This is a genomic window from Acinetobacter sp. CY73 (genome assembly GCF_059515865.1).
Genome location: NZ_JCAKMZ010000021.1, coordinates 32912 through 48489, shown reverse-complemented (window position 1 = coordinate 48489; position 15578 = coordinate 32912). Strand labels below are relative to the sequence as shown.

General features: G+C 39.5%; 14 protein-coding genes. 8 read left to right on the top strand and 6 right to left on the bottom strand.

Translation table 11 applies throughout. From position 1 onward, the window contains the following. Positions 1-168: 168 nt before the first annotated feature. A complete protein-coding gene (gene lysS, locus AC5YD2_RS10940) occupies positions 169-1698 on the bottom strand; it encodes a lysine--tRNA ligase (RefSeq protein WP_496126359.1) in 1530 nt (509 codons plus the stop codon). Between the two features lie 110 nt (positions 1699-1808). Between lysS and AC5YD2_RS10935 the strand changes: the two genes are divergently transcribed. Together AC5YD2_RS10935 and AC5YD2_RS10930 are read left to right on the top strand one after the other, a co-directional pair. Further along, positions 1809-2474, top strand: coding sequence for a hypothetical protein (locus AC5YD2_RS10935; RefSeq protein ID WP_496126358.1), 666 nt, complete (start codon positions 1809-1811; stop codon positions 2472-2474). Positions 2475-2605: 131 nt separating this feature from the next. Beyond that, complete coding sequence (locus AC5YD2_RS10930) at positions 2606-3103, top strand: YqiA/YcfP family alpha/beta fold hydrolase (protein ID WP_496126357.1); 498 nt, start codon at positions 2606-2608, stop codon at positions 3101-3103. A gap of 126 nt (positions 3104-3229) precedes the next feature. Here AC5YD2_RS10930 and AC5YD2_RS10925 read toward each other — a convergent pair whose 3' ends face one another. Beyond that, positions 3230-3772, bottom strand: coding sequence for an adenine phosphoribosyltransferase (locus AC5YD2_RS10925; protein ID WP_496126356.1), 543 nt, complete (start codon positions 3770-3772; stop codon positions 3230-3232). 537 nt (positions 3773-4309) lie between these two features. Between AC5YD2_RS10925 and rubA the strand changes: the two genes are divergently transcribed. From rubA to oxyR, 4 genes are all read left to right on the top strand, one after another. Further along, on the top strand, positions 4310-4474 hold the full coding sequence (gene rubA, locus AC5YD2_RS10920) for a rubredoxin RubA (protein WP_087511919.1): 165 nt from the start codon (positions 4310-4312) through the stop codon (positions 4472-4474). A gap of 78 nt (positions 4475-4552) precedes the next feature. Beyond that, complete coding sequence (locus AC5YD2_RS10915) at positions 4553-5731, top strand: NAD(P)/FAD-dependent oxidoreductase (protein ID WP_496126355.1); 1179 nt, start codon at positions 4553-4555, stop codon at positions 5729-5731. Positions 5732-5788: 57 nt separating this feature from the next. Continuing rightward, entirely contained in the window at positions 5789-6724 is a 936-nt protein-coding gene (locus AC5YD2_RS10910; protein ID WP_496126354.1) for an alpha/beta fold hydrolase, read from the top strand. A gap of 16 nt (positions 6725-6740) precedes the next feature. Beyond that, positions 6741-7646, top strand: coding sequence for a LysR family transcriptional regulator OxyR (gene oxyR, locus AC5YD2_RS10905; protein WP_496126353.1), 906 nt, complete (start codon positions 6741-6743; stop codon positions 7644-7646). Between the two features lie 69 nt (positions 7647-7715). Here oxyR and ppk1 read toward each other — a convergent pair whose 3' ends face one another. Together ppk1 and mtgA are read right to left on the bottom strand one after the other, a co-directional pair. Continuing rightward, complete coding sequence (ppk1, locus tag AC5YD2_RS10900) at positions 7716-9827, bottom strand: polyphosphate kinase 1 (protein WP_496126352.1); 2112 nt, start codon at positions 9825-9827, stop codon at positions 7716-7718. Between the two features lie 100 nt (positions 9828-9927). Beyond that, positions 9928-10608, bottom strand: coding sequence for a monofunctional biosynthetic peptidoglycan transglycosylase (gene mtgA / locus AC5YD2_RS10895; protein ID WP_496126351.1), 681 nt, complete (start codon positions 10606-10608; stop codon positions 9928-9930). A 77-nt stretch (positions 10609-10685) separates the two neighbouring features. Here mtgA and AC5YD2_RS10890 point away from each other — a divergent pair, with 77 nt between their 5' ends. Then, positions 10686-11507, top strand: coding sequence for a rhomboid family intramembrane serine protease (locus AC5YD2_RS10890; protein ID WP_496126350.1), 822 nt, complete (start codon positions 10686-10688; stop codon positions 11505-11507). Positions 11508-11595: 88 nt separating this feature from the next. On the opposite strand, the gene AC5YD2_RS10885 is transcribed toward AC5YD2_RS10890, so the two are convergent. Together AC5YD2_RS10885 and AC5YD2_RS10880 are read right to left on the bottom strand one after the other, a co-directional pair. After that, a complete protein-coding gene (locus AC5YD2_RS10885; RefSeq protein WP_496126349.1) occupies positions 11596-14184 on the bottom strand; it encodes an ABC transporter permease in 2589 nt (862 codons plus the stop codon). After that, complete coding sequence (locus AC5YD2_RS10880; protein ID WP_496126348.1) at positions 14184-14918, bottom strand: ABC transporter ATP-binding protein; 735 nt, start codon at positions 14916-14918, stop codon at positions 14184-14186. Before AC5YD2_RS10880 ends, AC5YD2_RS10885 begins: the two co-directional genes overlap by 1 nt. Before the next feature lie 68 nt (positions 14919-14986). On the opposite strand from AC5YD2_RS10880, the gene AC5YD2_RS10875 reads away from it, so the two are divergent. Next, on the top strand, positions 14987-15574 hold the full coding sequence (locus AC5YD2_RS10875; protein ID WP_496126374.1) for an arylesterase: 588 nt from the start codon (positions 14987-14989) through the stop codon (positions 15572-15574). Positions 15575-15578: the final 4 nt, after the last annotated feature.

Here is a 15578-nt window from a genome sequence, read left to right as displayed (position 1 = left end):
AACCTACTTTAGTTTGAATTTATCCCATTAAAATCCCCCCATATTTCAAATATTTATCGTTTAAACACCTCATTCCATCAAAATATCTTCTTAAACTTTAAAAGTGCACACATGAAAAAGCCACCATAAAGGTGGCTTTTCAAATGCTAATCTAAGAGTTTTAAATAATTAAGCGTTCTTATGACGCATATGCGGGAACAAGATCACATCACGAATACTAGGCGCATTGGCAAATAACATCACCAGACGGTCAATACCAATACCTTGACCTGCTGTTGGCGGTAAACCGTATTCTAATGCTTCAACAAAGTCTGCATCATAGTGCATCGCTTCATCATCGCCCGCTTCTTTTTCATCAACTTGCGCTTGGAAACGTTCTGCTTGATCAATCGGGTCATTTAATTCTGAGAAGCCATTTGCCAATTCACGACCGCCAATAAAGAATTCAAAACGATCTGTGATATGTGGATTATCATCATTACGACGTGCAAGTGGAGAAGTCTCCGCAGGGTATTCAGTAATGAAGGTTGGCTGACGAAGTTTAGTTTCAACCGTTTCTTCAAATACAATGGTTTGAAGCTTACCTAAACCAAAACCTGGTTTTACTTGCTCTTTAAGCTCTTCTTGAACAAATTTCGCAAGGAACTCACGGTCATTTACATTTTCTGGTGTAAATTGTGGGTTGTGCTCTAAAATTGCGTCAAACATTGAGATTTTCTTAAATGGACCTTTGAAGCTATATACTTCATCACCATAAGGCACATCAGTCGAACCTAAGATATCAATGGCTAACTTTTCTAGCATTTGCTCAGTCAGTTCCATTAAATCTTTGTAGTCAGCATACGCTTGGTAGAATTCGATCATGGTGAATTCTGGGTTATGACGGGTCGATACACCTTCGTTACGGAAGTTACGGTTAATCTCAAATACACGTTCGAAACCGCCCACTACCAAACGTTTTAAATAAAGCTCAGGCGCAATACGTAGGAATAATGGCATGTCCAAAGCGTTGTGATGCGTTTCGAACGGACGTGCAGATGCACCACCCGGAATCACATGCATCATTGGCGTTTCAACTTCCATGAAGCGTTTTTCATTTAAGAAAGCACGAATACCAGCAACGACTTTGGCACGGATTTCAAAGGTCTTACGCGTTTCTTCATTGACGATCAAATCTAGATAACGCTTACGATATTTAACTTCGGTGTCATTTAAACCATGGAACTTATCTGGAAGTGGACGAAGTGACTTGGTTAAAAGTTCAAATTGTTCGATATGCACATAAAGATCGCCTTTACCTGAACGACCGATATAACCACCAACAGCGATAATATCACCAAGGTCTAAGCTTTTAATCGTTTCTAACACTTCAGGTGCAAGCTCTTTACGTGCAACATAAAGCTGAATACGACCTGTCATGTCTTGAATCACCATGAATGAACCACGGTTCAACATCACACGACCTGCAACTTTGACATACACTTTTTCGCCAGCTTCAATATCTTCTTTTGAGATTTCAGCAAACTGATCTTGTAAGTCTTGTGCATAGTGTTCACGTTTAAACGTGTTAGGCCAAGGGCTGGTATTGGTTTCCTTCGCCTTCTCTTGTATTTGTTTAAGCTTGGCATGACGCTGTGCAATTAAATCGTTTTCGGAAATGGCTTGTTCAGAAGTCGATTGAGCGTTTTGTTGCGTCATCTCTGCCTCGTGTATAAATTGAAAAATCGGAAGTTGCATAGCATAGCAGAGTTCGAGAATAATGAGTAAGTTTCTATACGATCAAAAATACTAATAAGCGTGTCTTTAAAATGAAAAAAATCAACCTCATTGTTATTTTGTCCATCTTTATGCAGAGTGCTTACGGAGTTATGCATGAAGCTCAAAATATTCAAGAACAAAACCAACCTGACACAGGCGTTCCGCAACTGATTGAAACATCCAATCTCGATACATCTGATTATATATGGAAAGTTAAAGTTGATATCGACCTTAAATTACAGAAAATTAATACGCTGCTTTTAAACCCCAATGAGAAGTTCGATCAACTCAATAAAAGAGCATCTGAAATAGCAGCAGAATATGTGATGAAGTCTGAGCAAAAAAATATCATCAAAATGAAACCTATCATTATTGCAGTCATTTTTCCTTTGGGACCAAAATGGTTAAAACCACCAGTTTTAACAAAGTCTTCAAGTTACATGTCCCTCATGTGCGAATTTAACCCCAAACTTATTACATGGGTTAATCCTACGCTCTATAATGAGAAAACGAATTCTTTTCAATTAAATATAGCCTTATTGGCCGACCATAATGGAAATATCATTAAAATAAAAAACTTAAATCAAAGTCGATTAACAAAATTAAATCATTACATTGATCAAGAGATACTTGAGGGGCGCTTATATCCTTTTAACTACGATGGCATACCTTCAGAGATAAAAATCATGCAACCTTTTGAAGTTAAATGTAAATAACCAGAAACCAATACCAAATGCTAATAGCCGAATGATTCAACCTAACCATATAATACTAAACGGTTTAAACAGCAGATGAGGTGATTAAATTCCTCATTAATTTAAAAGAACGATAATGTGAATATATAACAATGAATAAGTGCGTTTCAAAAATCTTATTTTTACACGGACTTGATTCATCAAAAGAATCAAGTAAGTTCGAAGTCATTGATGCAGAACATAAGCTCTGTATCAATGTTGATTATCGCAATTTAAATTTCAAAACTGTTGAAACTTTTTATCAGGACATTATTCAAAAAATAAAACCTGAGGTTCTGATCGGACACAGTTTAGGTGGGTACTGGGCACTTAAAATGTCTAAGCTTTTTCAACTTCCTGCCATCATTGCCAATCCTAATCTCTCACCCTGTTTTCGTGAAGATTATCCCGCGATTGATGAGCAAGATTTAGATCATGATATTCCCCAATTAGCCTATATTGAATTGGGTGATGAAGTACTTGATATGCGCCAAACAGCAGATCAGCTCGAGTCCTTTATGGAAGTAGACACTGTTGAAGGGGGTCATCACCGTTTAGAATATCCCGAAAGAATTAACGACCTGATTCACCGCTTAAAAGACTATGTTTAAGTTGTAGTCATTGATTTGAATATGTAAAAAAGCTGAACAACTTTGATCCAGACATAAAAAAGCCTTGCTTGAGCAAGGCTTAGATATAGGATCAGTCAGCAAATAACTCTACTGATCTATATAGCATTACGCAACTTGAGCTTCTGGCATCGTTTTATCGTCTAAAACAGTCCAAATATTGAAACCTAGATCACCATGTAAATCTGGTAAATCAAGGAAAATGCTTGCACCTAGAATCGTATGCTGGCATTTATCCATCAATTGTTTCACAGCTTTTAGTGTGCCACCTGTTGCCAAGACATCATCCACAATAATCACTTTCTGTGGGGCAATATCCGCCGACATTTCAAGGCGATCCATACCATACTCTAAGCTATAGCCCACACCGACCACTGGTGGCGGTAATTTACCTGCTTTACGAACCAATAATAAGCCTTTACCTGTACGCTGCGCCAACAAACTCGCTAAAACAAAACCACGTGCTTCTACAGCCACAAAACTGTCTACGTCTGCCAGTTGCTCAGCTGGAATACTTTCAATTAAAGCATCTGTTAATGGACCAATATTGCTCATAAATAATGGTGTTAAATCAAAAAAACAAATACCGGGCTTTGGAAAATTTTGGACAGTACGAATGTGAGACCACAAAGCTGTAGACGTGTTGTTCATAGGAGATTTAGGAGAAGATAAAGAATGTGCGAATTTTAATGGATTTTAGATATAAAAAACAGAGAGCTGATTTTTTTAAATCAAACAAAAATACTAAGTTATTGATTTTATTAGACACATCAATAAAATAAATATTAGATATATATTTTAGAGAATGGAATTATACCGTAATTTACCTAATATTTATGCTAGACCTAAGTCTAAATAGCGTGTTTATAAAACAAAATAAAAGATTTTTGTATTCAGAATCAGTCAGATTAAGCCAAGCAAGCATTTGAAAATGTTCATTTTACCAAAATGAGTCAAGTCACAAAAATTGCATAATTAGCCCAAACAGCACGCGTTTTGTTCTTCTCTGCCATTCTGCAGAAAGTTTAGTAGGTTAAACTCCGTTATTTACTTTACATTCATCATAGAACTGCGTAAAAATTTGCGTGAATGCGTACACTATTACAAGTAGTCGTTTAATTGAGTTAATGTACGGTTTGGAATATTTTACTGACAACTTATCGGATCTGTCGGTTTTTGGAGAAATAGATGAAAAAATATCAATGCATCGTTTGTGGATGGATTTATGACGAAGCTGAAGGCTGGCCTCAAGATGGCATTACAGCTGGAACAAAATGGGAAGATATCCCCGATGATTGGACTTGCCCTGATTGCGGCGTTTCAAAAGCTGATTTTGAAATGGTAGAAATCTAATCATTACCCTAAAAGACCATGTTATATGGTCTTTTTTAATCAACTATAAAAACCTTCCCTCACATTTTGGAGAGTAATATGCATCCTATCGTAATCATTGGTTCTGGCATGGCAGGTTATACACTTGCAAGAGAATATCGCAAATTAAACGCCGAACATGCATTGGTGATGGTTTGTGCAGATGATGCGGTAAACTATGCAAAACCAACTCTTTCAAATGCTTTGGTGGGTAAAAAAGCACCTGAACAAATTGGTTTAGGTGATGCTGCAAAAATGTCTGCTCAACTGAATATGCACATCCAAGCGCATACTTCAGTACGCCATATTGACGTTGAAAAACACGAATTAACTTTAGACGTAAATGGTCAAAAAACGCTTCAACAATATTCAAAACTCATTTTAGCTGTCGGTGCACATCCAATACGCTTGGCGATTGCAGGCGATGGTAGTGATGACATTTTGGTTGTGAACTCGCTCAATGATTACAAAGCCTTTCGTGAAAATCTAGAAAAAAAATCTCAAAAACGTGTGGTGATCCTAGGCGCAGGCTTGATTGGTTGTGAATTTGCCAACGACTTACAAAATACAGGTCATCAAGCAACAGTGATTGATTTAGCACCACAGCCTTTGGGACGCTTATTGCCAAGCCACGTTGCTGAAGCCTTTCAACAAAATATGGAAGAAACAGGAATCCAATTTGTATTGGGGACTACAGTTGAGAAAGTATCTAAACAAGCAGATGATGCGTATATCGTAACACTTGCCAATGGTCAAAACTTAATTGCGGATGTGGTACTTTCGGCCATTGGTTTACAACCGAATATTGGATTGGCTCAAGAAGCAGGAATCAACACCAGTCGTGGTGTAATTACCAATACACTGATGGAAACCAACCAACCGGATATCTATGCCATTGGTGACTGCGCAGAAGTGAATGGCATGCTATTGCCTTATGTCATGCCACTCATGCAACAAGCGCGCGCGCTGGCAAAAACACTGTCAGGACAAACCACTACCGTTCACTACCCTGCCATGCCTGTTGCCGTAAAAACACCTGCTGCACCTTTAACAGTGCTTCCTGCACCTACTGGCGTAGAGGTGACTTGGGAAACAGAAGAGTTTGATGATGGCATGATCGCCAAAGCAACAGATGCCGAAAATACTTTGCGTGGTTTTGTGCTATTGGGTGCTACAGCAGGTAAACAGCGTCTAGCATTAACTAAATTAGTGCCCGACTTGATTCCTGCGACCATTTAAGGCTTTAATGTTGAGGATATTTTGTAATCAAAATATCCTCTTAGAGGAAAAATAAAAATGAATAGCGCCTTACAATATACTGTTTCACCTTATGCACATTTTATGCAAGAAACCAAAGTCGACTTAGGCAATGGGATTCAACTTCATGTTGAGATCGGTGGCAATCCTGATCATCCCAGTGTGATGTTGATTATGGGTTTAGGTGCTCAAATGTTGTTTTGGCCTGATTTCTTTTGTAAATCGCTCATTGACCAAGGTTATCAAGTCATTCGATTTGATAATCGCGATATTGGTCTTTCCTCTAAAATCCGTAATAAAGGTCCTCGTTTAAATACGTTTAAGCTGATGGGACGCTTTGCTTTTGGGTTGTCAAATCATGGTTCTGCTTATGATCTCTATGACATGGCAGATGATGCCGCTTTATTAATTGAGCGCTTAGGTTTAGCAAAAACACATATCATTGGCGCATCCATGGGTGGCATGATTGCTCAGATTCTTGCTGCCAAACATCCAGAAAAAGTAGATAAAGTCGGATTATTATTTACCAGTAACAATCAGCCCTTTCTTGCACCCCCCTTTCCTAAGCAACTGTTTAGTTTAATTGGTAGACCTGCATCGAACGATCAAGATGGAATTATTTATCACAGTTTAAAGGTGATGCAGACGATTGGCTCCCCTGGATACCTCAATCAAATCGAGGTAATACAAACCGCAAGAAAATTATATCAACGCAGTTATCATCCAGCGGGTGTACTTCAACAGTTTTTAGCAATATTATGTACAGGCTCTTTACTTCAGATCGATAAACAAATTGATAAGCCAACCCTAGTGGTACACGGCTCTAAAGATCGTTTACTACCATCTAGCCATGGTAGAGCAGTTTCGAAAGCCATTTCAGGCGCGAAATTTGAATTAATTGAAGGAATGGGGCATGATATTCCTGCGCATTTCATTCCACAACTCAGTGGCTTATTTGCAAAACATTTTAAATGATAAACACTAGGACACTATGGCTGCATTACCTTCCCTAAGACAGCTGTCATATTTGGTGACACTCTCTGAGACGTTGCATTTTACTGAAGCAGCACGTCGCTCTTTCGTTACACAATCCACCCTTTCTGGTGGGATTATGGAGCTTGAGCGTTTATTGGGTGGCGTACTGGTTGAACGTGACCGTCAAAATGTACGTTTAACTCCACTCGGCGAGCAAGTTGTTGCACGTGCCCGTGTCCTGCTTGCAGATGCTCAAGATTTAATGCGACTCAGTCGTGAAATGAGCGAACCACTGACGGGTGATCTGCATTTAGGTATCATTCCAACAATTGCCCCATTTATCTTGTCGCAATTATTAGAAGAAGTGCACAAAGAATTACCCAAAATTCAACTTCATTTGCATGAAGCACAAAGCGAACATCTGGTTGAAAAGCTTGAACATGGTAATTTGGACATGATCATGTTGGCACTTCCATTTGATACACGTGGTTTGAAAGTTGCAGAAATTGCAAAAGAAAGCCTGTATTTGGTGTGTAATAAAGCCGATCATAAAACTGCGCAAGCAAACAGTTTAGAAGATCTAGATTTATCACATTTGATGCTACTCGAAGAAGGTCATTGCTTACGTGATCATACGTTGAGTGTCTGCCCAATTGGTGAGCGTAAAAATGATCATCGCTTGAAGGCGAGTTCATTACCCACTTTGGTTGAAATGGTCAGCTCAAACCTAGGCTTCACTTTGCTACCTCAGATTGCAGTAAACACGCATATGTTGAAATACAATGATCAACTTGTGATTAAACCAATTGAGAATGCACCATCACGTGTATTATCTTTAGTGACACGTAAGAGCACACCGCTTCAAAGTGAATTTGATGTGTTATTTCAAGTTTTGCAAAAAATTACATCTGATTTAAGCTAAACATGAAAATAGAACACCTAAGTTAAAGATAGAAAGGAGCCGATTGGCTCCTTTTTTTAATCAATGGTTTTATTTAAAAACTTCAAGTAAGACATGTTGAGCATTATGAGGAATTTCCCCTTCTTTTAATTTGACTCGCTCCCAAGTGCCATCACCATTGAGCAACCAAGAACCTTGATTGTCTTTCATATAATTCAACAACCCTTGTTGATAGATATGTTTCTTTAACGTTGGCTCTTCAATTGGGAAACACACCTCAACACGATTAAAGAGGTTACGATCCATCCAATCCGCACTTGAACAATACAATCGTGAATTGCCATCATTTCCAAAGTAATACACACGTGTATGTTCTAGGAAGCGCCCTACGATTGAACGTACTCGAATATTCTCAGATAAACCCGGCAAGCCCGGACGTAAGCAACAAATTGAACGAATAATCAAATCAACTTGCACCCCTGCCTGAGATGCCTCATACAACTTATTGATCAATTGAACTTCAGTAAGTGCATTCACTTTGACAATAATTTTTGCAGGCTTACCTGCTTCTGCATGTGCAATTTCTTCATCAATGAAAGCAATCAATTGCGTATGCAAAGTAAATGGCGCATGTAACAGCTTTTTCAGCTTCGCCATTTTACCCATGCCTGTCAGCTCTTGAAAAATACGATGTACATCTTCACACAAATCTTTTTGCGTGGTCATCAAGCCATAGTCTGTATAGATACGGGCATTGCCAGCATGATAGTTACCTGTACCTAAATGTACGTAACGTACCAATTTATTATTTTCACGGCGTACCACAAGAATCATTTTGGCATGCGTTTTGTAACCTACAATGCCATAAACAACCACTGCACCCGCTTCTTGAAGAACATTAGCAACTGCAATGTTCGACTCTTCATCAAAACGTGCTCGAAGCTCAATCACTGCGGTCACTTCTTTACCATTGCGCGCGGCTTCAGCCAGCACCTGCACAATTTCTGAGTCAGGACCACTACGATAAAGCGTTTGTTTAATCGCAAGCACTTGAGGATCTCGTGCTGCTTCACGCAACAAATTGATGACAGGTGAAAATGATTCAAAAGGATGATGCAACAGAATATCTTGTTTCTTCATTGCAGAGAACACATTCTCCGCTTTCTTCAATGCTTTTGGTATTACGGGCGTGTGTGAGTCATAACGTAAATGTGGACGCTTGAAATTAGACAGTAAACGGGCAAGATTGACTGGCCCATCGACTTTATAAAGTTGTTCTTCTTCTAAATCAAACTCATCCAATAAATAATCATAAATATGTTTTGGACAATTATGAGTCACTTCCAAACGCACCGCACGACCAAAACGACGTGAGTTCAACTCTCCTTTGAGTGCGATTGCTAAATCTTCAACATCTTCATTCAATGCCAAATCTGCATTGCGTGTCACGCGGAACTGGTAGCAACCCGTTGCAGTCATACCCGGGAACAAATCAGAAACATGTTCGTGAATAATCGCTGACAACATCACATGATGTTCTTTGCCACCTGTAAGTTCATCAGGTAAACGTACAACTCGTGGCAATGAGCGTGGCGCAGGAACAACCGCTAAATCAATCTGACGACCAAATGCATCTTTACCTTCCAAAGTCACAATAAAGTTGAGACTTTTATTGACTAATCTCGGGAATGGATGCGCAGGATCAAGACTGATTGGGGTTAAAACCGGTGCAACTTGTTCTTGGAAATACTTTTTCACCCATTGAGACTGCGCAGGCGTTAACTCACCACGGCGCAAGAAACAAATATCTTCTTTTCGCAGTTGAGTAAAAATTTCTTCATTTAAAATACGATATTGGCGCTCAATCGCAGCATGCGTCGTCTCAGAAATTTTCTCTAACACTTGTTTAGGTGTAAGACCATCTGGACTACGACTTTCATTACCCAGTGCAAGTTGCTCCATGACACCTGCAACACGAATTTCGAAAAACTCATCCATATTACGAGAAAAGATCAACAAGAAGTTCATGCGCTCCAATAGCGGATGCAGAGGATCAACCGCTTGTTCGAGAACACGCAAATGGAAATCAAGAATAGACAGTTCACGATTAATAAATCGATCATTATAGGTATATTGGACTGGCGCTAAAGTATCTTTTGACACGTTAGTGTCTTGAGAAGAAGTCGTCACTGCGGTATTCATGTTCAACCTGTGTTCAATGGTTTGATCTAAGTTTAGTATGCTTCAAATTTATGACAATTTCATAAAAAAAAGCCTAAATGTATTAGGCTTTTGGTCTTTTTTATTGTTTTGGTAAATCGCTATGGCGCATATATTTTAAAATCAGTCGCTTTCGGTACTGTAATGTACGGTCATTACGATGATTTTGATAATATTTTGGATTCGGTAATAATGCTGCTAAGAATGCCGCTTGTTCACGTGACATACTGCGTGAGCTGATCCCAAAATAGTGCTGGCTGGCTGCTTCAACCCCATAAATGTTTTCACCAAATTCAACCGAGTTGATATAAACCTCAAGAATACGCTGTTTTGACCAAATGCGTTCCATCATCCACGTCGCAACAGCTTCTTGACCTTTACGAACAAATGATCGCTTGTTAAATAAAAACAGGTTCTTGGCTAACTGTTGCGAAATCGTAGAGCCACCTGCAACCACCTTACCTTTGTCTTTATTACGTTCAAGTGCAAAACGCATCCCATCCCAATCGAAACCATGATGTTGCATAAATTTTGCATCTTCCCCTGCAACAATTGCTTGTTTGAAGTAGGTACTGATATTGTCATAGTCACGCCATTCATGCTTAATTGGCTGTGATGAATCAGACCAATAGTCAATCCGCATCATCATGGTGGAGTTAACAGGATGGGTTCGCCACCAGACTAAACTTGAAAATATCCAAAGCTGTACCAAAAGTATAAAGCTTATAATGATCAGTGCTGTACGTACAACAAAAGCCTTCATGCTTCTGGTTCCCTCCTGAAAAAATGTATTTTCATGCTAAGCTTGCGGATAAATAATGGCGAATGCACAAAAATATCATGTCTGATTATCCGATCTCTATGCAAAATAAAAATAAAATACAAATGCAGCTTTGGTGGATCACTGCTTGTCTCATCGCAATCAATGTCGGGCTTTTTGCATGGCAAGTCATGCAAGGGATGGATATCACCCAACCCAGCTCAATGGATGCTATCCGCTGGGGTGCTGATTATGCACCGATTACATTTCTTTCGGAACCCATTCGACTTTTTACCAGCATGTTTTTCCATTTTGGTTTCATTCACTTGATGTTAAATATGTGGGCGCTCTATATCTTTGGCAATGTGGCAGAGCAACTCTTCGGTCGTCTTTATTTTTTGGGTTTATACCTATTCGCAGGATTGCTGGGAAGCTTGCTCAGTGGCTATATGAGCATTCAAGACACTTATACGTTGATTCAACTCGGGGAACCCAAACAAGACCTTTATCCCGGTGTAGGCGCAGGCGCATCGGGTGCGGTGATGGGTCTTGGTGCTGCCCTCACCATGCTATCTATCTTACCCAAACTTAAAAATCAGCTGTTTATCTTGGATAAAAAAACGTTACTGATGGTACTAGGCATCAACCTTTCAATGGGCTTTATGATCAGCGGTATTAATAACGCCGCACATATCGGTGGCATGATCATGGGTGCTGTATTGGCATTGATTTGGTATATCGGTCAAAAACTCAATCAAGGTGCTATGTTTAATATTGTCGGTTTGCTGATTGGCATATTCTGCTGCTATTTCTTTTATCAATATTGCTTAAATTTGGTCACGGATATTGAACCACTCTGGCAACAATTCAGTCAACAAATTCTAAGTGAGCTTTCGCAATAAAAAAAGATAAACCACATGGGTTCATCCTTTCAAACAGAGGCACAGAATAGATTTCTTGATTAGCCATCTATTCTGTCCACCATAAGCCTTATTGGCTCATTTCTCTTAAGCTTTGTAAGGGTGGAATATCACTGAGATAACTCAAACGATAACGCCCAATCAAAGCACATAAGATAAACATAGTGATGGGTAGAATCAGCCAAATTTCCCAATGGGGTTGAATACTCAAGTCCATTTTATAACTGGCGATGGCACTGATCACTTCTGCAAATAAACATGCCACCACACCAGAAATCAGCCCAATTAAACCTATTTCAACGGTCATCATATTTTTGAGTTGGGCTTTAGAACTCCCAAAAGAACGCATTAAAGCGACTTCTCGTTTGCGTTCATCCATCAATAAATTGATACAAGCAATCAGCACTAGGAAGCCCGACAAACTCACTAAGATCGCTAAAATCGTCACGATCTGAACCAATACATTCACCAGTTTCTTCATCTCATCCAAAATCAATGACACATCAATAAACACGGTATTGGCAAATTGTTGAATCACTTTCACCAATGCATCTTTATCCGTAGGTGGAACGTAGAAACTGCCTAGATAACTGCCTGCATTGGCATCCATCGAGTTCGGTGCAAAAATAAAGAAAAAGTTAGGCGTAAAACTTTCCCATTCGACCGTGCGTAGATTAATCACTTTGGCTTGTAATTCACCTTCTGGCAAACTAAAAGTCAACTGATCCCCTACTTTAATCCCTAACTCGGTTGCAAGATTCGCTTCGATTGAGACCTCACCTATATTTTTAAAAGATGCATTGCCCTCGACAATATCATTGTTTTGAGGATATTGATCCGACTGCGTCAAGTTCAACTCACGTCTTAATGAATTATTACTTTTAACCAATTCAGGGCTAAAGGCTTGACCATTATGTGCAATCAAACGTCCTTTAATGTTTGGATATAACGGCGTACTTTCCCATTGATTGGCTTGGATTTGAGATCTGAATTGTTGCACTTCAAACGGCGGTAAACCATATACAAACTGATTTGGCGTACCTTCGGGTAATTGCTGTTGCCAACGATCCAACAAATCTGTTCTTAGCACCGCAAGCACCGTGATTAAGCTCAAACCCAATGCTAATGCTGTAATCTGTAATGCTGTCTGTGTGGGGGTTCGAACATAGCTCGATAGTCTATTTTTGAGCGCTTTGATGCCCTTTAAAATCAACCAAATCACACCATATAAAATCGCGCTTAATACAATAATCACGCCGATCACCAAGGCGCTCAACATGATATTTTCAGTCAGAACTAAACTAAAAATAATCAGACTCACCACACCTGATGCAAACATAATCATCATCGATCGAGCAGATTTTTCTTGTTGACGAATCACGCGTATTGGGGGTGTATTCAACAATTGCCATAAGCTGGGAAGGACAAATCCGAACAGTACAATCGCACTGGTAAAGATAGCAATCGGCAATGGTCCAAACAGCATATCCGTAATTTTAAAACTCAGTTCTAAATTCGGAATAATTTGAAGCATCAGTTGTAATAATGTATAGCCCAAACCTAATCCCAAGATGCTGCCGATAATCATCGACATCAGCACGATGGCACCGAGTAAGCTGATATAGGCACCAAGAATTTGTTTCTTTTCAGCCCCCATACAACGCATCAATGCAATGTAATCTTGGTTTTGATGAACATAACGTTGACTGGTCAGTGCAATGGCAATTCCACAAAGTAAAATGGTTAAAATATTCGCCAGTTGTAAGAACGTATCTAAGTTTTCGATTGGCTTGACCAACCGTGTGTTGCCATCACTCGCAGTACGAAGCCTTAAACTGTCCTGCTCAGCACCTTCATTTACAGTATCTGCATCAACATTGTCTGATGAATTCGTTTGCGCTGAATTGGTTTGATTAGAAATACGCTGAGAAGAATTGGTCTGAGAAAAATTAGTCTGAGACCCAGTATTGAGCCTATTTTTTGAGTCGTCTAAACGCCCTGTCTGTTGCTTATAAAAATTTTCAAAAGCGTTTAATTGTTGCGGTTCACCTGACATCAGCAGTCGATAATCAATTCGGCTACCTGGTTGAATCGCATTGGTTTTTGCAACGTCTTGTTGGGAAATGATCACCGTTGGTGAAAAGCCTGCAAATCCCATTTCTTGATTGCTATCTTGTTGGATCACACCTGTGACTTTAAATTGAGCATCTGCGATATTCAGCACATCCCCCAATTTGAGTTTTAGCAATTCCAAAGCCCTTTGACTCAGCCAAACTTCTCCTGATTGAATAGACCTCGCACTCGGAGCAATCACCAACTCACCACGTAATGGAAAATTAGGCTGAATAGCTTTGACATTGACCATGACAAATTCAGCATCGGTATGTGCCATTGAGCTAAATACCGTGACTTCTGTTTGTTTTAAATCTTGCTGAGTCGCTGCTTCTTTCCATGATGGGTCAATCGGATCATGATCCGTTAGCACCAAATCTGCCGCTTGCATCTTGGCTGCTTGAAGCGACACCGCCTGTTTGATTTGATCATTACTAAACTTCAATGCTGTGGTTGCACTAATTGCCAAACTAATCGCAATAATGAGTAAGTAAATGCCTGTGGAGCCGAAACTCTGTCGCAGTAAGGGTTTAAACAATGCATTCATTACATTGTCTCAACTGTTTTAACATGCTCAATCAAGCGACCATCTTTTAATTCAAAATGACGCTGACATTGCGCTGCCAATTTGGGATCATGGGTGACGAGCACCAATGTCGTACCGAATTCACGATTTAAATTAAATAAAAGCTGCTCAATCTCATGTGCAGTATCCCCATCCAGGTTTCCAGTCGGTTCATCTGCGAAGATGATTTTGGGATCACTGACCAAAGCTCGAGCAATCGCAACACGTTGTTGCTCACCACCCGACAAAACTTTTGGGGTTTGATGAATTTGTCTTTCCAACCCCACTCTTTTTAGTAAGCTTTCTGCTTTTTTCTCTGCTTCTGCATAATTAAAATGAGGCTGTAACCTTAATGGCAACATGACATTTTCAAGTGCCGTTAACGAAGGCAACAATTGAAAGGATTGGAAAACAAAACCAATATGTTTTAAGCGAATCAAAGCGCGCTGTTCTTCATTTAGATCATGTACAGATTCACCACTGACATAAAATTGACCAGAAGATGCTTGATCCAAAGTGGCTAAGATCCCCAATAATGTTGATTTACCTGAACCTGAGCGCCCAGTAATTGCAATCTGCTCTCCTGCCAAAATTTCGACATCTACATTTTCAAAAATGGTGAGTAACTTTTGCTGCAATTGAATGCTTTGTGTAAGTTTCTGTGCAGAAATAATCACTTGTGGCATGATAGATGAAGTCGAATCAGATTGAAGCATAGAAAGCCTTTATGTATTTTAAAAGTATAATGAATTTCAATATCTTAAAGAGATTTACACCGTTAATTATGTGTGGTTTATTTATCGCTGTGCCTGTCTCGGCATTTGCAAAAACGATCCTGATTGTCGGTGATAGCTTAAGTGCAGGCTACGGTGTAAGCCCACAACAGGGTTGGGTCAATTTATTACAACAGCGCTTAGACCAACAGTATCCGAAAAAACATAAGGTGGTCAATGCCAGTGTCAGTGGTGAAACCACCAGCGGTGCTTTGGCGCGTTTACCTAAATTATTAGCAACGCACAAGCCACAGATTGTGGTGATCGAATTGGGAGGTAATGATGCCTTACGTGGACAACCGCCCAAGATGATTGAACAAAATTTGGCAAGATTGATTCAACAAAGTCAGAAAAGCAAAGCAACTGTTTTGTTATTTGGAATGAAGATACCACCTAATTATGGAACAGCTTATAGCAAAGCATTTGAGAATAATTACAAAACACTCAGCCAAACCTATAAAGTCAAACTGCTACCATTCTTTATGGAAGGTGTTGCTGGTAATAAAAACCTAATGCAAAAAGACTTGATTCACCCCAATGCCAATGCACAGAAAATTCTTCTAAATAATGCATATCCCTACATAAAAGGCGCTTTATAAAGCG